Source organism: Sorangium sp. So ce1036, assembly GCF_051369805.1.
GTDB lineage: Bacteria > Myxococcota_A > Polyangia > Polyangiales > Polyangiaceae > Sorangium > Sorangium cellulosum_F.
The window spans coordinates 6,739,954-6,758,946 of the sequence record NZ_JBBMOX010000001.1; the positions used below are offsets into that span (position 1 = coordinate 6,739,954).

Annotated in this window: 14 protein-coding genes; 6 read left to right on the plus strand and 8 right to left on the minus strand. The window is 75.2% G+C overall.

Annotated elements, in window-relative coordinates; translation table 11 throughout:
- Positions 1-22: 22 nt before the first annotated feature.
- Positions 23-5,374 (minus strand): excinuclease ABC subunit UvrA, encoded by a 5,352-nt coding sequence (gene uvrA, locus WMF31_RS25295; protein WP_436604398.1) that lies wholly within the window; start codon positions 5,372-5,374, stop codon positions 23-25.
- A gap of 392 nt (positions 5,375-5,766) precedes the next feature.
- On the opposite strand from uvrA, the gene smpB reads away from it, so the two are divergent.
- The 3 genes from smpB to WMF31_RS25310 all read left to right on the plus strand — a co-directional run bounded on the left by smpB (position 5,767) and on the right by WMF31_RS25310 (position 8,245).
- Complete coding sequence (gene smpB / locus WMF31_RS25300) at positions 5,767-6,330, plus strand: SsrA-binding protein SmpB (RefSeq protein WP_436604399.1); 564 nt, start codon at positions 5,767-5,769, stop codon at positions 6,328-6,330.
- The gene (locus WMF31_RS25305) at positions 6,327-6,644 is read left to right on the plus strand and encodes a hypothetical protein (RefSeq protein WP_436604400.1); all 318 of its coding nucleotides are present in this window, start codon (positions 6,327-6,329) and stop codon (positions 6,642-6,644) included. Before smpB ends, WMF31_RS25305 begins: the two co-directional genes overlap by 4 nt.
- 71 nt (positions 6,645-6,715) lie before the next feature.
- Positions 6,716-8,245: a DUF362 domain-containing protein gene (locus WMF31_RS25310; protein ID WP_436604401.1), complete on the plus strand. Its 1,530-nt coding sequence runs from the start codon at positions 6,716-6,718 to the stop codon at positions 8,243-8,245.
- Positions 8,246-8,280: 35 nt separating this feature from the next.
- Here WMF31_RS25310 and WMF31_RS25315 read toward each other — a convergent pair whose 3' ends face one another.
- From WMF31_RS25315 to WMF31_RS25345, 7 genes are all read right to left on the minus strand, one after another.
- The gene (locus tag WMF31_RS25315) at positions 8,281-8,853 is read right to left on the minus strand and encodes a hypothetical protein (RefSeq protein WP_436604402.1); all 573 of its coding nucleotides are present in this window, start codon (positions 8,851-8,853) and stop codon (positions 8,281-8,283) included.
- Positions 8,854-8,907: 54 nt separating this feature from the next.
- On the minus strand, positions 8,908-9,321 hold the full coding sequence (locus tag WMF31_RS25320; RefSeq protein ID WP_436604403.1) for a hypothetical protein: 414 nt from the start codon (positions 9,319-9,321) through the stop codon (positions 8,908-8,910).
- 88 nt (positions 9,322-9,409) lie between these two features.
- A complete protein-coding gene (locus WMF31_RS25325) occupies positions 9,410-10,186 on the minus strand; it encodes a hypothetical protein (RefSeq protein WP_436604404.1) in 777 nt (258 codons plus the stop codon).
- On the minus strand, positions 10,173-11,444 hold the full coding sequence (locus WMF31_RS25330) for an ABC transporter ATP-binding protein (protein ID WP_436604405.1): 1,272 nt from the start codon (positions 11,442-11,444) through the stop codon (positions 10,173-10,175). Before WMF31_RS25330 ends, WMF31_RS25325 begins: the two co-directional genes overlap by 14 nt.
- Entirely contained in the window at positions 11,441-12,181 is a 741-nt protein-coding gene (locus WMF31_RS25335) for a hypothetical protein (protein WP_436604406.1), read from the minus strand. The genes WMF31_RS25330 and WMF31_RS25335 overlap by 4 nt, the downstream gene beginning before the upstream one ends.
- 168 nt (positions 12,182-12,349) lie before the next feature.
- On the minus strand, positions 12,350-13,642 hold the full coding sequence (locus WMF31_RS25340) for a formylglycine-generating enzyme family protein (RefSeq protein WP_436604407.1): 1,293 nt from the start codon (positions 13,640-13,642) through the stop codon (positions 12,350-12,352).
- 3 nt (positions 13,643-13,645) lie between these two features.
- On the minus strand, positions 13,646-15,097 hold the full coding sequence (locus tag WMF31_RS25345) for a sigma-54-dependent transcriptional regulator (RefSeq protein ID WP_436606598.1): 1,452 nt from the start codon (positions 15,095-15,097) through the stop codon (positions 13,646-13,648).
- A 294-nt stretch (positions 15,098-15,391) separates the two neighbouring features.
- On the opposite strand from WMF31_RS25345, the gene WMF31_RS25350 reads away from it, so the two are divergent.
- The 3 genes from WMF31_RS25350 (at position 15,392) to WMF31_RS25360 (ending at position 18,875) form a co-directional block, all read left to right on the plus strand.
- Positions 15,392-16,252: a tetratricopeptide repeat protein gene (locus WMF31_RS25350; protein ID WP_436604408.1), complete on the plus strand. Its 861-nt coding sequence runs from the start codon at positions 15,392-15,394 to the stop codon at positions 16,250-16,252.
- Between the two features lie 206 nt (positions 16,253-16,458).
- Positions 16,459-17,628: a hypothetical protein gene (locus tag WMF31_RS25355; protein ID WP_436604409.1), complete on the plus strand. Its 1,170-nt coding sequence runs from the start codon at positions 16,459-16,461 to the stop codon at positions 17,626-17,628.
- The gene (locus WMF31_RS25360) at positions 17,625-18,875 is read left to right on the plus strand and encodes a hypothetical protein (RefSeq protein ID WP_436604410.1); all 1,251 of its coding nucleotides are present in this window, start codon (positions 17,625-17,627) and stop codon (positions 18,873-18,875) included. The genes WMF31_RS25355 and WMF31_RS25360 overlap by 4 nt, the downstream gene beginning before the upstream one ends.
- Positions 18,876-18,993 lie beyond the last annotated feature (118 nt).

The following is an 18,993-nucleotide window of genomic DNA, read 5'->3' on the forward strand; positions in this document are numbered from 1 at the left end:
GCGACCGCGAGGCGGCCCGCGCTCAGGTCGCCTTCGCGAAGAGCCGCTTCAGCACCTCGCCCGTCGCCGTCGGCTGGCGAGCCACCTCGCGCGGGGTGCCTTCGGCCACGACGCGGCCCCCGCCCGCGCCCCCCTCCGGACCCAGCTCGACCACGTGATCCGCGCACGCGATGACCGCGGGGTGGTGCTCGATGATCACCAGCGTGTCGCCGCGCTCGACCAGGCGATCGAGCACGCGGATCAGGCGCGCCACGTCCGCCAGGTGGAGGCCGGTCGTGGGCTCGTCGAGGACGTAGAGCGTCGGCTTGGGTCGCGCGCCGGCCGTCAGCTCCGCCGCGAGCTTGAGCCGCTGCGCCTCGCCGCCCGAGAGCGTGTGCGACCCCTGGCCGATGTGGAGGTAGCCCACGCCGAGATCGCACATCGTGGCGAGCGGGGCGCGGATCCGGGGGTGGGCCGCGAAGACCTCGACCGCCTCCTCGGCCGTGAGATCCAGGACCTCGCCGACCGATCGCCCGAGGTAGCGCACGTCGAGCGTCGCCGGCTCGAAGCGCGCGCCGCCGCACGCCTCGCACGGCGTGGTCACGTCCGGCAGGAACGACATCTCGTGCGCGATGACCCCCTGGCCCTCGCACGCGGGGCACCGCCCGCCGGACGCCGTGTTGAAGGAGAACCGCGCAGGGCCGTAGCCGCGCACCTGGGCGTCGGGACAGGCGGCGTAGAGCTTGCGGACCTCGTCCCAGACGCCCAGGAACGTCGCCGGGATCGAGCGCGGCGTCCGGCCGATGGGCGACTGATCGACGGCCACCGCGCGCAGGATGCCCTTCGGGAGCCGCAGCGCCTTGTGCGGGCCCGGCTCGGGCGCCTCGAGCTTCAGCGCGCGGCGGGCGGCGGGGTAGAGCACCTTCTGGATCAGCGTGCTCTTGCCCGAGCCCGAGACCCCGGCGACCACCGTCATCCGGCCCGCGGGGAGCCGGAGCGTGTCGCCCTTCAGGTTGTGCGCGCGCGCGCCGAGGAGCTCGATGTGCTCGCGCACCGGCGGGCGCGCCGGGCGCGCGCTGAGCAGGGCGTCCTCGCCGGCGAGCGCGCGCGCGGTGGGGGACTCGGGGTTCGCGAGCACCTCGCGCGACCGGCCCGCGGCGATGATCCGCCCCCCCTTGCGCCCGCCCGACGGGCCGAGGTCGATCAGGGTATCCGCGGCGCGGATGGTGTCGGCGTCGTGCTCCACCATCAGCACCGTGCTCCCCATGCCGGCGAGCCTGCGCAGGTTGCCGAGCAGCCGATCGGTGTCGCGCGGGTGGAGGCCGATGGTCGGCTCGTCGAGCACGTACAGCGCGCCGGTGAGCCCGCTGCCGAGCTGCGCCGCGAGCCGGAGGCGCTGCATCTCGCCGCCCGAGAGGGTGGCGGCCCGCCGGTCGAGCGTGAGGTAGCCGAGGCCCACCTCGCAGACGAAGTCGAGCCTGCGGCAGAGCTCCCTGTGCGGCGCCTCGGCGATCAGCGCGCGATCGCCCGAGAAGCGGAGCCCCCGCGCCCAGGCGGCCGCGGCCTCGACCGAGCGGGAGGCCGCCTGGTGGTAGCGCTCCCCCGCGAGCCGGACCGCCCGCGGGATCGGCGCGAGGCGCGAGCCCCCGCACGCCTCGCACGGGTCGGGCGTCGCGAGCGCGTCGTCGTCGAAGTCCGTGGCGCCCGTCCCCTCGCACGCCTCGCAGCGGCCCTGCTTCGTGTTGAACGAGAACCACCGCGGATCGAGCTCCGGGACGCCGGCGCCGCAGCGCGGACAGGTGCGCGTCGTGGAGAGCAGCTGCTCGCCGCCCCGGCCGCCGACGAGCTTCACCGCGCCCCGCCCGAACGCGAGGGCGCGATCGAAGAGCGCCCGATCGAGGCCGTCCATGCGCCCCTCGTACATCACGAGATCGATCGAGTGCTCGCGGCGCTTGTCGAGGCGAGGAGGGCTGTCGGTCGCGCACGGCTCGCCGTCGGCGAGCGCGCGCGTGACGCCGGCGCGCGCGGCCGCGGTGAACACGTCGAGGTACGTCCCCTTGCGCGCCACGACGGCGGGGGCCAGGAGCGTCCGCGCGCCGCGCGTGGCGAGCAGCGCGCGGTAGACCTCGTCCGGCGAGCGCGCCTCGATGGGGACGTCGCAGTCCGGGCAGCGGGGCTCGCCGACCTTGGCGTAGAGCAGCCGCAGGTAGTGCGCGATCTCGGTCACCGTCGCGACGGTCGAGTTGGCGCCGGACCGCGTGGTGCGCTGCTCGAGCGCGATCGACGGGGGGACGCCGGTCACGCGGTCGACGTCGGGGCGCGGCAGCGTGGGGAGGAACTGGCGGGCGTAAGGGGTCAGCGTCTCGAGGAAGCGCCGCTGGCCCTCGGCGAAGACGACATCGAACGCGAGCGTGCTCTTGCCCGAGCCGCTCGGGCCCGTGACCACGACGATCTCGCCGTGCGGGATCACGGTCGAGATCTCGGCGAGGTTGTGCTCGCGCGCGCCCTCCACCTCGATCCGCCCCCGCGCGGTCGGGGCGCGCGCGGCGCCGCCCGGGCCGCGCCGGCTCGACCTCGGGGCGGCGGGCCCGGCGGCCGCGGCGGCGCGACGCGACCGTCGCGCGGCGCCGCCGCCTCGCTGCGCGAACCACCCGGCCAGCGAGCGGCCGGTCCGCGACGTCGTCCCGGCCACGTCCTCGGGCGTCCCTTCGGCGACGACGCGCCCGCCCTCGCTGCCCGCGCCCGGCCCGAGATCGATGACCCAGTCGGCCGCGGCGATGACGTCGAGGTCGTGATCGACCACGATCACGGAGCCCCCCTCGGCCACGAGCGCGGAGAGCGCGGCGTTGAGGTGCTTCACCTCCTCCGGGTGCAGGCCGGCGCTCGGCTCGTCGAGGAGGAAGAGCGCCCCCGCGCACGGCTCGCAGAGCGCGCGCGCGATCTTGAGCCGCTGCGCCTCGCCGCCCGAGAGCGTCGAGAGCGGCTGCCCGAGCGTGAGGTAGCCGAGGCCGAGCTGCTTGAGCGGCGCGAGCGCCCGCCGCACCGCGGGCTCCCGCTCGAAGGCCTCGAACGCCTCGTCGATCGAGAGCTCGAGCACGTCGGCGACCGAGCGGCCGTCGAGCTTCACCTCGAGCACCTCGTCGCGGAACCGCTTGCCCTTGCAGGTGGGGCACGTCAGCGAGACGTCGGCCAAAAACTGCATCTCGATGGTCTCGCTCCCCTCGCCCGCGCACGCCTCGCAGCGCCCGAGCGCGACGTTGAACGAGAAGTGGCCCGGCCCGAGGTCCCGCGCCGCCGCCTCCGGGCGCTCGGCGAAGAGCGCGCGGACGCGGTTCCACGCGCCGCTGTAGGTCGCCGGGTTGCCGCGCGAGGTGCGGCCGAGCGGCGCCTGGTCGACGAGCGTGACGGCGCGGATGCCGGCGGTGCCCTCGATGCGCCGGTACAGGCCGGGCGCCTCGATGTCCTTGTAGCCGCGCGCCCGCGCGATGTGCCGGTAGAGCACGTCGCTCACCAGCGTGCTCTTGCCCGAGCCGCTCGGCCCCGTGACCGCCACGACCACGCCGAGCGGGACGTCGACGGTGACGTCGCGGAGGTTGTTCTCGCGCGCGCCGTGGATCGTGATCTTCCCGCCCGGCGCCCTCCGCTCGGCGCGCGCCGGGGCGAGCGGGCCGCGGGCCGAGAGGCCGGCCGGGGGGCCGTCGTAGGTGACGCGCCCGCCCTGCTTGCCCGCGCCGGGGCCCAGCTCGACGACGCGATCGCTCGCCTGGATGACGATGGGCTCGTGCTCGATGACGAGCACGGCGTTGCCGCGGTCGGCGAGCTCGCGCATCGCGGCGACGAGCGGCGGGATGTCCGTCGGGTGCAGGCCGACGGTCGGCTCGTCGAGCACGAAGAGCGCGCCCGTCAGCGACGTGCCGAGCGCCGCGGTGAGCGCGACGCGCTGCGCCTCGCCGCCGGAGAGCGTGCGCGCCTGGCGGGCCAGCGAGAGGTAGCCGAGCCCGACCCGCTCGAGGTACCCGAGCCGCGCGATGAGCTCGCGGCGCGCCATCTCCCCCTGCCCCGTCTGGGCGCGCTCGGCCTCGAGCCGCGCGCGGGCCTCGCGGAGCTCGAGGTCGTGCCACGCGGCGAGATCGAGGCCGCCGACGCGGTAGAGGAGCGATTCCGGGGAGAGCCGCTTGCCGTGGCACGCCTCGCAGACGTCGTAGGTGCGGTAGCGCGCGAGCAGCACGCGGACGTGCATCTTGTAGGTGCGCGTCTCGAGCCAGCGGAACCAGGCCTTCACGCCGGGGTACTTGCCCTGGCTCCACGTGCCCTCGCCCTCGAGCACGAGCGCGCGCTGGGCCTCGGAGAGGTCGCGCCACGGCCGGTCGGTGCGGATCCCCTTCCGCTCGCAGAACGCGCGGAGCAGCTTCCGCTCCCAGGTCGTGGAGCGGCTGTTCCAGGGGCGGATCGCGCCGCCCGCGATCGACTTCGACGGGTCCGGGATCACCTTGTCGTAGTCGATGCCGAGGGTGCGGCCGAAGCCGCGGCACGACGAGCACGCGCCGGTCGGGGACTGGTACGAGAACAGCCCCGGGCGCGGCGGCTCGAAGGCGCGCGCGCACGAGGGGCACGCGAGCCCGCGCACGAGCCGCAGCCGGGTCGCCCCCGCGCCGCTCTCGCCGTTCGCCTCGGCCTTGTGGTGCAGGTGGAGCGAGGCGTCGCCGCCGCCGCCCTTCCACGCCTCCTCGATGGCCGCGCCGAGGCGGCGTCGCTCCCGGGGGGCCACCCGGACCCGATCGACGATGACCTCGACCTTGTCCGTGCCGCTCAGCGCCTCGGACGGCGCCACGCTGTCGAGGTCGCGCGTCTCGCCCCGGACGAGGAGGCGCCGGTAGCCGGCGGCGAGCAGCGACTCGCGCACGTCGAGGAAGCGCTCGGTGCCCTCGACGGGGATCGGGTACGTGACGAGCGCGGTCGACCCCTCGTGCGCGCTCGCGGCGAGCTCGGCGGCGCGGGCGGGATCGGTCCGCGCGGCCGGCGCCTCGCAGGACGGGCAGACGGGCACCGCCTCGCGCGCGAAGAGCGCGCAGAAGTACGGCTCCAGGTCGGCCATGGTGGCGACGGTCGAGCGCGAGCTCTTGACCGGCGCGCGGCGGTCGACGGCGACGCCGGCCGCCACGGGCTCGAGCGCGTCGATCGGCGGCCGCTCGAGCCGCTCGAGGAACTGGCGAGCGTACGGGCTGAAGCTCTCGACGAACCGGCGCTGCCCCTCGGAGTAGAGCGTGTCGAGCGCGAGCGAGGATTTTCCGGCGCCGGAGACGCCGACGATGGCCACGAGCTCGCCGGGCCGGAAATCGAGATCGATGCCCTGAAGGTTGTGCGTCCGGGCGCCGCGGAGACAGATGGGGTGCATAGGAGGCGCGGGGTGGCGTGATTCCGCGGGGTGGCGTCCGGCGTGGACAGGCCCGCGTGAAACCGCTGGGGTGTAGCCCCCTTTCCGGCGAACGTCGCGAACGATCGTACGCGATCGGCGCGCCGACCCCGCCCGCGGCGGCATTGCGTTCTCCGCGGTGAATTTGCCGCACGCTCGGCCGGGGGTCGTGGGGCACCCTGGCTGAGGGTGGGGTCTTTTGAACCGCCATGGCGCCGAGGACGCCAAGAAAAACACAGAAAACTTGGCGTCGTATGGCGCCTTGGTGGTTCCCGTGTCCCCGCAGGGCGGGGTAAGTCCCCCACCTCCCGGCCGGCTCCTGGGGTCTTTCGGGAGACGGTGGACAGGCGGCGGCGTGCGCGCTATGCGGCCGCGTGAGCCGCGCTGGCAAAGAGAAAGAACGAGAGGGGGAGAAGCTCATCGTGCGCAACAAGCGCGCGACCTTCGATTACACCCTCGACGATCGGTTCGAAGCAGGGTTGGTGCTGCTCGGCAGCGAGGTGAAGATGCTCCGCGAAGGCGCGGCCGAGCTCACGGACAGCTGGTGCGCCATCGAGCGCGGTGAGGTGTTCCTGAAAGGGGTCAACATCCCCGTGATGCCCGGGGCGGCCTTCGGCCACGAGGCGAAGCGCCCGCGCAAGCTGCTGCTGCACGAGAGCGAGATCGACGCGCTCCGCAGGGGCGTCGAGCGCGAGGGCATGACCGTGATCGCGACCCGCCTCTATTTCAAGAACGGCCGCGTGAAGGCGGAGATCGCCCTCGCGAAGGGGAAGAAGACCGTCGACAAGCGCGAGAGCCTGAAGGAGAAAGACGCGGCGCGGGAGGCGCGCGCGGCCATGGAGCGAGCGCGCGGCGGCGGGCGTGGCGCGTCGCCCCGCATGGAGGCGCGGCGCGCGGAGCGCAGCGAGGATCGCGCCCGCCCGCGGAGGCCGGAATGACGGAGGCCAGCAGGACGCCCCACGTCGCCTGGACCGGGGGCGGCCAGGCCGCGCTCGTCGAGCTCGACGGCGACCGCGTGCGGTTCCGCTCGACGGCGTCCGCGGCGCCCGGCGCCCGGGTGGACGGCTCGCTCCTGTCGACCGGGACGGCCATCCGGCTCAAGGTGGCCCGGTGCCGGCTGCGCGGCCCCCACGCGCCGGGCGCAGCGGCGCCGGCCGAGCGCATCTTCGAGCTCGAAGGCCGGCTCATCGACGCGACGCGTGAGGTCCGCGCCGAGCTCGCGCGGCTCCTCGACGGCGACCGCCCGGACTGAGCCTCCTCACGGATGCCCTCGCCGGGGCGGCGGGTGTTGCAGAGCCTCGCCGCGGCCCTTACGCTGGTTCCATGAAAATTACGTCGCGCCCTCGTGTAATCCTGCAGCGTTGCTCGACGTATGACGTGGCGGCGATCCGCAACATCGTGCGCGGCGGCCTCGAGGAGCTCTCGCTCCGCCCGCACGGCCGGACGCTCATCAAGCCGAACGTCGTCGCCTCGGGCGCGCACTTCCCGCACGCCTACACGCGGCCCGAGTTCGTCGAAGGTGTCATCGGCGCGCTGAGGGATCGCGACGATGGGCGCGTGACCGAGCTCGCCGTCGGCGAGCGGTGCGGCATCACGCTCCCGACCCGCATGACCTACGAGGGCGCCGGCTACTACCCGATGTTCCGGCGGACCGGGGTCAAGCACTACCACTTCGAGGAGGAGCAGCAGGTCGAGATCCGGCTGACGCACGAGGGCCGGCTGCGCGACTACGTGTTCACGCCGGAGCCCGTCGCCAGGGCCGACTTCTTCGTGAACTGCCCCAAATTCAAGTCGCACCCGTGGACGACCGTGACCTTCTCGATGAAGAACTACATCGGGATCCAGGACGATCGGCACCGGCTCATCGACCACGACCACCGGCTGAACGAGAAGGTCGCCGACCTCCAGTACATCGTGCAGCCGCAGTTCATCGCGATCGACGCCATCACCGCCGGCGAGGGGCGCATGCTCACGCCGTCGCCGTTCGATCTCGGCCTCATCCTGATGGGGAACAACCAGGTCGCCTTCGACGCGGTCTGCTGCCACATCATCGGCGTCGACCCGATGAGCGTCGACCACATCCGCCTGGCCGCGGAGCGCGGCTTCGGCCCGCTGGATCTCGACCAGATCGAGATCACGGGGGACGTGACGCTCGAGGAGGCGCAGGCGAAGGCGAAGGGGTTCAAGGTGGGCCTCGTCCGCGTCGAGAAGTACTTCGAGGGCACGAACATCACCGCCTACGCCGGCCCGCCGCCCGAGCGCGAGCACACCGACTACTGCTGGGGCGGCTGCCCGGGCGCCATCGAGGAGGCGATCGAGATCCTGCGCGAGTACGACAAGGAGTGCGACGCGAAGATGCCGCGGATGCACGTCGTGTTCGGCGCCTACGAGGGCCCCATCGACGCCAGGCCGGGCGAGAAGGTCGTCTTCATCGGCGACTGCGCGACGTACGAGGGCAAGATCGGCGACCAGCTCGTCAGCGTCGAGAGCCTCTACCGGGACCGGACCGCCCGCGACCCGTACACCGTGAAGCACGACGACATCCTGGCGAAGATGGTCAAGGTGACGACCAAGCTCGCGATGGCCCGGAACGAGGGCCACCTGCGCCTCGAGGGCTGCCCCGTGAGCGTGGCGGAGCAGGTGCTCACCCTGGTCACGCTGGGGAAGCTGAAGAACCCCTACCTCGCGGCCGATCAGGTGCTCGAGTTCAACAAGGCCTACGTCGCCTGGCGCGGGGCCTCGCTCGCGAAGCGCCTCTCCGGCAAGGCCTACCAGGTCCACGGGGCGTGCCCGCGCGGCGAGGCGGCGCCCGAGCTCCCGGCAGGGCCGCCTGGCCCGCCGGCCGCAGAGTGAGGCCGCCTGGCCCGCCGGCCGCAGCGTGAGGCCGCCTAGCCCGCCGGCCGCAGCGTGAGATCGACGAGGATCTCGAGCTCGTCCCGCACCCGGAAGGCCCCGAGCGGGCCCTTGATCTCAGGCACGCCGAGCGCCGAAAGCGAGAGCTGACAGCCGCCCACCACCCCGACGGCCCCGTCGCCGCGATCGTGCGACGACACCCGCGCCGTCAGCGCGGCGCTCCCCGAGGCGACCTGGACGCGCACCTCGGCGCGGTCGCGCGTCGCCCCGGAGGCGCGGACCGCCACGACCTCGGTGCCGCGGAGCACTTCCTCGCGCATGCGCCGCTCGATCTCGCGGCGATCCCCGGCCGAGAGCGCGTCCGGATCGAGGCGATCGCCGCGCAGGATGCCCGCGACGCGGAGCCCGGCCACGTCGACCTCGAGCTCGGCCGTCCACGAGGCGCCGTCGAGCCGCGCCCGGCCGCGCAGCCGGGCGGCGGTGATCTCGAGGTCGTGCGCCAGGCGCGCGAGCATCCCGATGGCGCGGGTGCGGACCACCAGCCGGGACGCGGCGGGATCGAGGTGGAGCTCGTTCAAGAGAGGATCCTCGTCATCGTGCAAATTCATGCGGAATCATGCGGAATCATGCGGAGACGACGCGCCGGAGATGGAGCGCGCCCCTCACCGGCGCCTGGGGCGGCGCAGCCCGTCAGGGACCAGCACGTAGCGGCTCGACGGAGGCTCGGGCTGCCGGAGGACCTCGGCGCGGAGCAGCGCCTCGGCGAGCCGCGCCTCGATGACCTCGTCCGTGACGCCTGGCTCCAGCGTCACCACCGCCGCCTGGATGTCGCGCGCCAGCGCGTCGAACTCCACGCTGTCGAAGGCGTAGATGTCCTCGGGGAACACGAGCGCGAGCGGCTTCCGCTCGACGGCCGTGTTCGTCAGCGCCGCGAGGTCGCTCTCGACGAGGAGCATGACGCGGGCCCGCAGGCACATCCCCCTGCAGCGCGCCGCCAGCTCGTCCGCCGGGCCGACGAGCAGGACCGATCGAGGCGTGTTGACCGCCTTGGTGGCCTCGTCGTCGCCGTGAGTCATTCCCTGCAGACTACGTGAACGGGCGCATGAAGCCATCCCCCATGCGCCGCCCCACGCGCGCCGGCCGCCCGGTCGCGCGCAGCGCGCGTCAGTCCCTGGACCGAGCCGCCGAGGCGAGCACGAGGAAGAGGGCGCTCAGCGCGAGCAGCCCGGCGCTCGCAGGCTGCCCGAGCCCGAGCGGCGCGGGGCCGCCGAGGAGGTTCACGGCGTGGCCGCGGGGCAGCAACGCGCCGGCCACGCCGGCCGAGCCGCCCAGCAGGAAGTCGGCCGCGAGCAGCACGAAGCGGCCTCGGCCGTGGCGCAGGAAGGTGGCGCCGAACGAGAACCAGCCGGCGTAGGCGGCGCCGGTGAGCGCGCCGACCCACCCGCTGATGAGGACGTCGCGAACGAACGGCGCATCGCCGGGGCTGCGGGCGATCACGACCACGGCGAGCGCGAGCAAGGCGCCGACGAGGGCACCGGCCAGGGCCGTGGCCAGCGCGATCCCGAGCGCGACGTGGTGGGACGGGGCGCCGAAACGAGCCGCGGGCCACGCCGCGTCGCGCAGCGTGGTCCGGCGTGCGGCGTCGGCGGCGAGCGCGAAGAGGGTGAGCGGCAGGATCAGGCGAAATGTGGCGAGCAGCGCCCGGTCCACGGCCCCGGACGACCCGAACGAGACCTCGATGACCGCGGCCGCGATCGCCAGCGAGAGGCCGAGGCCGAGCGAGAGCAGAGGGCGCCGCGCGCGAAGGCGGCTCCCGGCCATCTCCATCCCGAGCCGGACCGCGAGGAGCGCGGGCGCCCGCCGCTCGGCCTCGCCCTCGGCAGTACGCAGCGGCTGCACGGCCTGCGCGCCGGCCCCCGGGGCGCTCTCACCCGCCATCATGGCCTCCTGCCCCCGCGGTGTGCGGGGCGCGATCGGGCAACGCCGGTGCGGCCTCGGTCGATCCGTCAGCCGCCGCCTCATCGAGCGCCGTCGGCGGCGCGCCGGCGGGCGTCGGGCCGGGTAGCGGCGGGCCGGGTGGCATCGGGGCGCCGAACGCGGCCACCGCGACCGGCCCCTGGGGCGGCGCGCCGGGCGGGGGCGCAGCGTCGACGCCGGACGGCGCGCCGAACGGCCGATGCGGGCGGACGGCCGCCAGGTGCAGCGCGGTCGCCGCCCTCACGTCGTGCATCGACGGCGCTGGAGACGAGATCGCGGCGATCGCGACGTCCTCCCGGGCCGCCGCGTCCAGGATCGCGAGCGCCGCGGCGTCCCGGTCCGCAGCCCGGATCCTCACGGTCGAGGACGCGCCCCCCGGCCCCTCCTCCCACGCGCACGCGCGCACGGCGGGGGAGCTCGCGAGCGCGGTCGCGAGCGCGCGGGCGCCAGGCGCCCCGGGCGCGCGCTCGTGGAGGAGCACGAGCGTCTCGACCTCGAGGCCCAGCGCGCCCGCCGCGGCCGAGCGCGGCGCGCTCGCGAGGCGCGCGCCGTCGCCCGGCTCGGTCCGGACGATGGCGCCGCGGTCGAGCACATGGATGTGCTCCGCGAGGGCGCTCGCGTCGGCGGTCGAGGACGTGATCAGCACGACGCAGGCGCCGCCGGCCGCGAGCGCGCGGAGGCGCTCCAGGACCAGCGCCGGGGACGGCACGGCGACCTCGGCGAACGGCTCGACGACGCAGATCAGGAGCGGCCGCGGCGTCGTCAAGGCGAGCGCGAGCTCGATCGCCCGGGCCTCGGCGTAGCCCAGCGAGGCCCGGCGACGGGCGAGCAGCGGCGTGAGGCCGAGCGGATCGAGCAGCGCGGCCGCGCGCTCCGCGGGCTCGCCGCGGGCCCGGAGCGCCACCGCGATCGACGAGGCCACGGGGTCGCCGTCGGGCAGCTCCGGCGCGAGCGGGAGCACGCCGATGCGCGCCCGCGTCGCCGCGCTCCGGAAGGGGTCGCGGCCCGCCACGAGGACGCGGCCCGCGAGCGGCGCGGCGCGCCCCGCGAGCAGCTCGGCGAGCGCCAGCGTCCCGTCCTCCGGCGCGCCGAGGACGGCGTGCGCCCCCGGGCCGAGCGCCGCCGCCGCGCCGAAGAGGCCCCCGCGGGGCCGCCCCGCCTCGCCGGCGCGATCGCGCGCGCGCACCCGCTCGAGCACCACGATGGGCGCGCCAGGGCTCATTCGGCGGATCCCCCGGCCGAGCGCGCGGCGAAGGAGAGGAACGCGTCGAGCGCGCCCGGGATCGACCACCGCGAGTCGCCGGCGAGATCGGCGAGCGCCCAGGGGACGAGGATCAGCGCCGCGAACACGGCGCGCCCGCGCGCACCGGCGACGCGGCCGCTCGCCGCCGCGAGGCCGCCGAGCGTCACGCCGGAGACCGCGCCGAAGAGGGCGAGCGCCGCGCCGAGGGCGAGGTGACGCAGGGCGAGCGGCGCCGAGCCGGCGAGGAGCACCGCGAGCGCCGAGAGGGCGGCCAGCGGGAGCGCGACGACCCGCGCGATCTCCAGCATCGCGGCGAGGCTCCGGGCGCCGTGGAGCGCGGTCCGCGAGATCCCGCGCGCCGCGGCGAGCGCCTCGACGCCATCGGCGCGGTCGGCCGCGGGGCGATCGTGCGCCGCGGCGAGGGCGACGGGGCCGGCGGCCGCCCACGCGAGCCCGCGCGCCGCGGACCCGAGCAGCCCGTCCAGCGACGTCGCGCCGTCGTCCTGCCGGAGCACGAGCGCCATGGCGCCGTACCCCAGCGAGATCACCACGGCCATGGCGGCGCCGAGCCGGGCGCCGCGCGCGCCGCGGAGCCGCGCGCAGCCGAGCGCCACCGCGCCCCGCAGCGCCTTCCGGAGGGCGGCGCGCGAGCACCCGGGGTCGCCCGGACGCTCGCTCGGCGCTTCGCGCGGTTCGGGATCGGGCGGTCGGGTCATGGGGGAGAGCGGGCAGGCCGATCGGCGACGGCGCGCGCCGCTAGCGCTGCCCTTCCAGGCGCGCGGGCGCAAGGCCAATGTGCCACGGGCCGGCGCGCGACGGTCCGAATGTGAGCGCCGCCGTGCCCCGGCGCCACCCCCTCCCCCGCCGAGGTCCGGGGGCGCGGGCTAGTCGTACGAGAGCCCGCGCCGCCCCTTGTGCCTGCGCTTGCGCTCCTTGTCGGCCACGCCGATCCTGCCCCACTCGTACGTGATGCGGCGGCGGAACGCGCCCAGCGCGTCGCCGCCGTAGAGCAGGAGCTCGCGCGGGGAGTCCGTCTCCCCGAGGGTCGGCTGCCAGAGGTCCGACGGGACGAACGTGAGCAGCGCCGGCGTGCCGTGACGCATCCGCGCGACGACGAGCCCGCACGTCGCCGCGTCGCCCGGACGGCCCCGCTTCGCGCGCTTGCCGCGCCCGGGCGGCGCCGGCTCGGCCCCGCCCGGGCGCGCGCACCCGGCGCCGAGCACGAGCTCCTCGTTGCCCCGCGGGTGCCAGGTCCACAGGCGCTCGACCTTGAACGCCCCCTCGGGCCGCCCGGCCTCGGCCGCGGCGCGCGCCTCCTCCGGCGCGAGCCGCGAGAGCTGCGCCGCGACGCGCGCGTCCACGAGCGGCTCGAGCCTGAGCGGCCGATCGCGCGCCACGTCGAGCACCACCTCGAAGCTGTTCACCTCCCCGGCGCAGCACCGCACGCCCACCTCGGGGCGGCGCGTGTCCGGCTTGACGCCGCGCCCGTGGGCGCAGCGCCCCACGAGCTCGCCCAGCGGCCCGTTGCCCCCGCGCAGCGTGACGAGCCCCGGCTTGCCGCTGTCCCGCCGCCACTGGCTCGACGTCCAGGTCCACACGCCGCCGTGGATGTCGTGCACCCCGAAGGCGCTCACGCACCCGGCGTTCACCCCGTTGGGGGTCAGCACCCGGCTCTGTCCGGTCGCGCACGCCGACGCCCTGTATACGTCGCCATACTCGTACGTGGTGTTCGCGGGCCCCTTGCAGGCCCGCTCGATCTCCAGCTCGGTGCAGAGGCGCTTGCCCTGCGCCTCGCAGAGCGCGCGCGCCTCCTCCTGCGTGATGTTCGTGGTCGGGATCGCGCCGGCCTCGTTGGGGTACGAGAACACGTCGATATAGAAGCCGTGCATCACGACCTGCTCGCCCGCCATCTCCTCGTCGGCGATGCGCGGCAGCCGATCCGGCGGCGTGCCCGCGAGGAGCACGCCCTTCGGGATCCACGCCATCCCGGGGCGCGGCTCCGGCTCGGTCTGGCTCACGTCCCAGGGCGGCGCGGCGTCGAGATCGGCGCCCGCGCCCGGCGGGGCGCCGTCGCGATCGCAGCCGGGGGGCGCGGCGAGGAGCCCGGCGAGCAACACGGCCGCGGCCAGGGCCCTCCCCCCCGCTGTCCGGACGGAGCGCTGCTCGCCGAGGCGCATGCGCTACTCGGCGTCGCGCTCGCGCAGGTTCAGCTCCTTCATCTTGAGCTGGAGCCCCTTGCGCGAGATCTTGAGCAGCCGGGCGGCGTGGGTGACGTTGCCGTGCGTCTGCTTGAGGGCGCGCTCGATGAGGTCGCGCTCGAGCTTGCTCATCGCCGCCTTGACCTGCTCCTTCAGGCCGTCGGGCGTCGAGGGGGCGAGGGCCGCGTCCACGGCCGCGGCCGCGGACGCGAGCGGCAGCGCCGCGCCGGTCAAGGGCGGGGCGCCGCTGCGGATCTCCTCCGGCAGGTCGTCGAGGCGGATGCGCGCCCCGTCCGCGAAGAGCAGCGCCCGCTCCACGACGTTCTCCAGCTCGCGGATGTTCCCCGGCCACGCGTGCGACGACAGCCGCTCGAGCGCCTCGGGCTCGATGCCCTCGATGTTCTTCTTGAGGCGCGCGTTGAACTTCGCGACGAAGTGGGCGGCGAGGTGGGGGATGTCACCCCTCCTGTCGCGCAGCGCCGGGAGCGCGATCGGCACGACGTTCAGCCGGTAGAAGAGGTCCTCCCGGAAGCTGCCCGCCGCGATCTCCCGCTTGAGATCGCGGTTCGTGGCGGCGACGAGCCGGACGTCGACGTGGATCGTCTTGATGCCCCCGACCCGCTCGAACTCGCTCTCCTGCAGGACGCGCAGGAGCTTCACCTGCATCTCGGTCGGGATCTCGCCGATCTCGTCGAGGAAGAGCGTCCCGCCGGAGGCGAGCTCGAAGCGCCCCGGCTTGGAGGCGACCGCGCCGGTGAAGGCGCCGCGCTCGTAGCCGAAGAGCTCCGACTCCATGAGATCCTTCGGGATGGCCGCGCAGTTGACCTTGATGAACGGCCGGTCGCGCCGGCTGGAGTTCTCGTGCAGCGCCCGCGCCACGAGCTCCTTGCCGGTGCCGCTCTCGCCGCTGATGAGCACCGTCGTCGGCGTGTCGGCGACCCGCTCGAGGATCGCGTAGAGCTCCTGGATGGGCGGGCTCTCGCCGATGATCCCGAACCGGTCGGCGCGGCCCCGGGGCGGCGCCGGGGAGACGTCGCGCGTGGCGTCCGCGCTCGCCAGATCGCGGGTGCGGAGGGCCTTCTTCACGACGACGCGCACCTCGTTCTGGTCGAACGGCTTGGTGATGTAGTCGAACGCGCCCGTCTTCAGCGCCTCGACGGCGTTGTCCACCGTCCCGTGGGCCGTGAGGAGCACGACGGGCCGCGAGGGGTCGTCGCGGAGCGCGGCCCGGAGCAGGTCCATGCCGTCGACCCTGGGCATCCGGAGATCGGTGATGACCAGATCGATGTGGTGCTCCTTCAGGAACGCGAGCCCTTCCTCACCATCCTCGGCGGTGTGCACCTCGTATCCATCCCGGCCGAGCTGCGCGCTGAGGACCCGCCGGAGGTTCGCCTCGTCATCCACGACGAGGATCTGCTTCTTTTCGGGGAGCATCACCGGGCGAGACTAGCAGAACCGGCAACTGGGCAAGCGCCGGGACCATCTTCCGCCGGGTCCGCGCCCGCGCGCGGCGGGGCGCGCCGACGGGCTCTCCTGTCTCTGGGCGCGCCGTCCGGGCGTCGTCGCTCGGCCCGGGCGTCATCCGGCGGCGCCGGCGCCGTCGTTCGGCCCGCTGGCTCGGCAGGCCGAGCGCATTGCCCCGACGTCTGCCGTGATTCCTTTTTCTCGCTGCCGGCGAAACGGATCAGTATGCTGCGCCCACTTCTCGTGGAGGCGGCTCGGATGCGCGTGTTTCGGACTTGGCTGGTCGGTCTCGGCGCGGGGGTGTTCCTCGCTGCGGGGTTGGCGCTGGCAGGAGATCCGGCCGTCGAGTACCCCGAGTGTCACCGCACGGCGACGCCCGCGGACCTGGAAGGCGCCAAGGGGGCGCACAAGGCCGCCACGCAGTTCTACGAGCGGGCGGACTACGACCGCGCCATCCAGTACTGGAAGGACGCCTACCAGCTCGACTGCTCGGCGCACCCGGTGCTCATCAACATCGCCAACGCCTACGAGAAGAAGGGCGATCGCGCGCAGGCGATCGCCGCGCTGGAGACGTACCTGGCCCGCACGCCGGACGCGCCCGACACGCAGACGATCCGGGACAAGATCCAGAACCTCAGGAACACCATCCGACCGGAGCAGCCGGCCCCGACCGCCAGCCAGTCCGCGTCGGCGCCGGTGGCGCCGCCGCCGCCCCCCACGGCGTCGGTGGCCCCGAGCTTCACGGCGGAGCCGCCTCCACCGCAGCCGCCCTACGGCTACGCGCCGCTGACCGTGACGGGCGCCGGCGTGGTGACGCTGCTGGTGGGCGGGATTCTCACCTCGAGCGGCCTGTCCGACGTCGCCGACGCCGAGAACGGCTGTCCGACACGCACCAACTGCCCTCCGGACCTGGCCGAGCAGGGCAACGACGGCCGCGCGCGCGCCACCGTCGGCGGCGTGCTGATCGGGCTGGGCGCGGCCGGCGTCGCTGGAGGCCTCATCTGGCAGCTCGGGTTCAACCACCCACGGCCCCCCGCAGGCTCGTTCGCGTCCGATCACGAGCTCCGGGTGACCCCGGTCGCCGGCCCGGGCACGGCCGGGCTCGGCCTGTCCGGCTGCTTCTGACGGCGAGGCCCGGCGAGCCCGCGCGCGCCCGGCGCTTCCGCGCATGACGGCCCGACGCGGGCGCGCGCGACGGAAGCTGCCCCCTGACCGCCCGTGACGCGCCGGGTCGCAGGGCTCCCCCGGACGAGCGCGGTCGACAACCCATCGTTTACGATCCCCCCGTGCGCCCCAGCTCCCCCACACGCTCCTCCCTCACACGGTGCTGCATGAACCGGCTCGCTCTCGCTGGCGCTCTGGGCGCGTCGCTCGCCGCGGCGGCGGCGCTCGTGGGCCTCGGCGATCGCCCCGCGCCCGCGCTCTCTCGGGTCGGTCGGCTCCTCGTGCCGGCGGCCCTCGCGGCCCCCGCTGCGCGCGCGGCCCCCGCCCGCGTCGCGCTCCTCGCGACCCCGCCCGGGGCGACCCGGAGCACGCTCCACATCGCGGAGGTCGGCGGCGGCAAGGCCGGCCCTCCCCTCGCCACGCTCCGGCACCTCGCCGACGCCACCGTCCGGGCCCGCGTCGTGCCGGGGACGCCGATCGTCGTCGCGACCGCCGACACGGACCCGGCCCGCGACCGCTCGTTCAACGCGAGCCTCTTCCGGATCGAGCCGCACGCGGAGCCCACGACGCTCTGCGACGGCGTGGTGCACGCGAGCCGCCCGCTGGTCACCGCGGACGGCCGCGTGTTCGTCGCGCGCGGCGTCGCCGGCCCGGAGCCGCACCCGGGCGACGGCCCCGCGAGGCTGCGCGTCGACGCGCTCACCGTCGACGAGGTCGACCTCGCCACCGGCGCGACCCGCACGGTGCACGCTCACAGGGGGTACCTCGCCTTCCTCGCCGGCGCGTGGAGCGGCGATCTCGTGATCTACCGGGTCTCGCCCGGGTCGGCCGACCTCGTCCTGGTGAACCCCGACTCCGGCGCGACGCGCGTCATCGCCCCGAAGATCCCGCCGTTCGCGCGCGACTTCTCGATCGACGCGGCGGCGGGCGCGCTCGTGTTCCAGGAGCGGCACGAGAGCGATCCCGGCGCGTGGGTCGTCGAGCGCCTCGATCTGACCAGCGGCAAGCGCACCCGGCTCGAGGTGAGCGCGTGGAGCGGCCTCGCCCCGCACGCCTGGCCGGGCGGCGGCCTCGCGTACACGCCGGATCGCGGCGCCGGGCTCGTGGTGCGCGGCGCGCGCGCCGCCGTCCGCGGCCCGCTCGGGGCCGGCGTCGACGCCATCCAGGCCGTCTCGCAGGACGGGGCGTGGGTGGCGGCGCTGCACACGAACCCCTCCGCGTTCCCGGTGCCCTTCGCGATCCACGCGGAGAGCGGCGAGGTCGCGGCGATCCCGGCGCCGCGCCGCGCGCGCATCGCCGTCGCCGGCTTCGCCGCGGCGAAGGAGGGCCAGCGATGAGCCGCCGCCTCGGGATCCCGGCGGCGGTCGCCGCGGCCGCGCTCGCCGCGGCCACGCTCGTCGCGCCCGCCGCGCGCGCGGCCTACTGCCCCTGCTACACCGCGTCGAGCGCCTACAACGACCGCGGCTGCGCGATCGAGGCCGTGCCCGGGGCCAACCCCTCCGTCGCGGAGTGGAACGCCATCTTCGACCAGATCGCGCGGGGCCCTTCGGCCTGGGGAGACGCCGGCCCGCCGGTCCGCGATCTCGGCCAGGGTTGCGGCCGCCCCGAGGCGCCGCGCGAGGTCCCCGCGAGCTTCCCCTGCGAGCTGCTGAAGGCGATCGCGATGCAGGAGTCGGGCTGGCAGCAGTTCTGCGCGCCGGACCGGCCCATGGATCAGCAGGGGCAGAGCTCGCGGACGATCATCTCGTTCGACTGCGGCTACGGCGTCTCCCAGATCACGAGCGGGATGCGCGAGGGGGAGAGCCCCGCGTTCGATCCGCGCCGCGTGGCCGCGGACCCGATCTACAACGCGGCCACGGGCGCGCATATTTTGGCGGCGAAGTGGAGGGCCACGCGGTGCGTCGGCGACCGGCAGCCCGCGGTGATCGAGCACTGGTACAGCGCGGTGTGGGCCTACAACGGCCTGTCGTACGTCAACAACCCGAACAACCCGAACTTCGACCCGGGCCGGGGCGTCTACGACCCGGCGATCGGCGGCGCGGCGCCGTACCAGGAGCGGGTGTTCGGCCGGCTGGAGCACACCGGCGAGCGCTGGGCGAGGACCGCGGTCGCGTACCCGAACCCGGGCGAGATCGGCGGCGATCGGGCGCCGGCCGAGCTCTCCGATCCGCGCTGCGCGTCGCCGACGGACTGCACGCGCACGCGCCCGCTCCACGTGAGCCGGTGCGCTGGCGCCCGCGGTGACGGCGGCGCAGGCGGAGGTGGCGGCGAAGGCGCCGGCGGATGGGACGGCAGCGGCGGATGGAACGGCGCCGGCGGCGCGGACGACCCGTGGGACGATGGCCCCAGCGTCGGAGAGGCGCCCGCCACGACGGGCTCGGGGCGATCGGAAGCGCCCACGTGGCATGAGGAGGACGAGGTCGATCGCGATCGCGCCTCGACGTCGGTGGGCCTGTACGGCCGGTGCACCTGCGACGTGCCGGGGGGCGGCGCACCGGCCGGAGCGACGCCCTGGCTCGCGCTCGGAGCCGCAGCGCTCATGGCTGCGTGGCGACGGCTGCCGGGCCGTCGTCGCACGGACTGACCTCCGTCCGACGGGGTCCCCCTCCCCTCGGCCAGACGCTCGGCCACTTCCGAGGGGACCCACCCTCCCCGCCGCCGGGTGCCAGGTCACCCTCTGTCGACGCGTCCGCCGCGCCGTT

Bases quoted from the DNA above. Each gene is read 5' to 3' on its own strand.
- WMF31_RS25345 (WP_436606598.1), bottom strand. From the start codon at position 15,097: ATGCTCCCCGAAAAGAAGCAGATCCTCGTCGTGGATGACGAGGCGAAC.
- WMF31_RS25330 (WP_436604405.1), bottom strand. From the start codon at position 11,444: ATGAGCCCTGGCGCGCCCATCGTGGTGCTCGAGCGGGTGCGCGCGCGC.
- WMF31_RS25305 (WP_436604400.1), top strand. From the start codon at position 6,327: ATGACGGAGGCCAGCAGGACGCCCCACGTCGCCTGGACCGGGGGCGGC.
- WMF31_RS25335 (WP_436604406.1), bottom strand. From the start codon at position 12,181: ATGACCCGACCGCCCGATCCCGAACCGCGCGAAGCGCCGAGCGAGCGT.
- WMF31_RS25310 (WP_436604401.1), top strand. From the start codon at position 6,716: ATGAAAATTACGTCGCGCCCTCGTGTAATCCTGCAGCGTTGCTCGACG.
- WMF31_RS25325 (WP_436604404.1), bottom strand. From the start codon at position 10,186: ATGATGGCGGGTGAGAGCGCCCCGGGGGCCGGCGCGCAGGCCGTGCAG.
- WMF31_RS25320 (WP_436604403.1), bottom strand. From the start codon at position 9,321: ATGACTCACGGCGACGACGAGGCCACCAAGGCGGTCAACACGCCTCGA.
- uvrA (WP_436604398.1), bottom strand. From the start codon at position 5,374: ATGCACCCCATCTGTCTCCGCGGCGCCCGGACGCACAACCTTCAGGGC.
- WMF31_RS25360 (WP_436604410.1), top strand. From the start codon at position 17,625: ATGAGCCGCCGCCTCGGGATCCCGGCGGCGGTCGCCGCGGCCGCGCTC.
- WMF31_RS25340 (WP_436604407.1), bottom strand. From the start codon at position 13,642: ATGCGCCTCGGCGAGCAGCGCTCCGTCCGGACAGCGGGGGGGAGGGCC.
- WMF31_RS25355 (WP_436604409.1), top strand. From the start codon at position 16,459: ATGAACCGGCTCGCTCTCGCTGGCGCTCTGGGCGCGTCGCTCGCCGCG.
- WMF31_RS25315 (WP_436604402.1), bottom strand. From the start codon at position 8,853: ATGAATTTGCACGATGACGAGGATCCTCTCTTGAACGAGCTCCACCTC.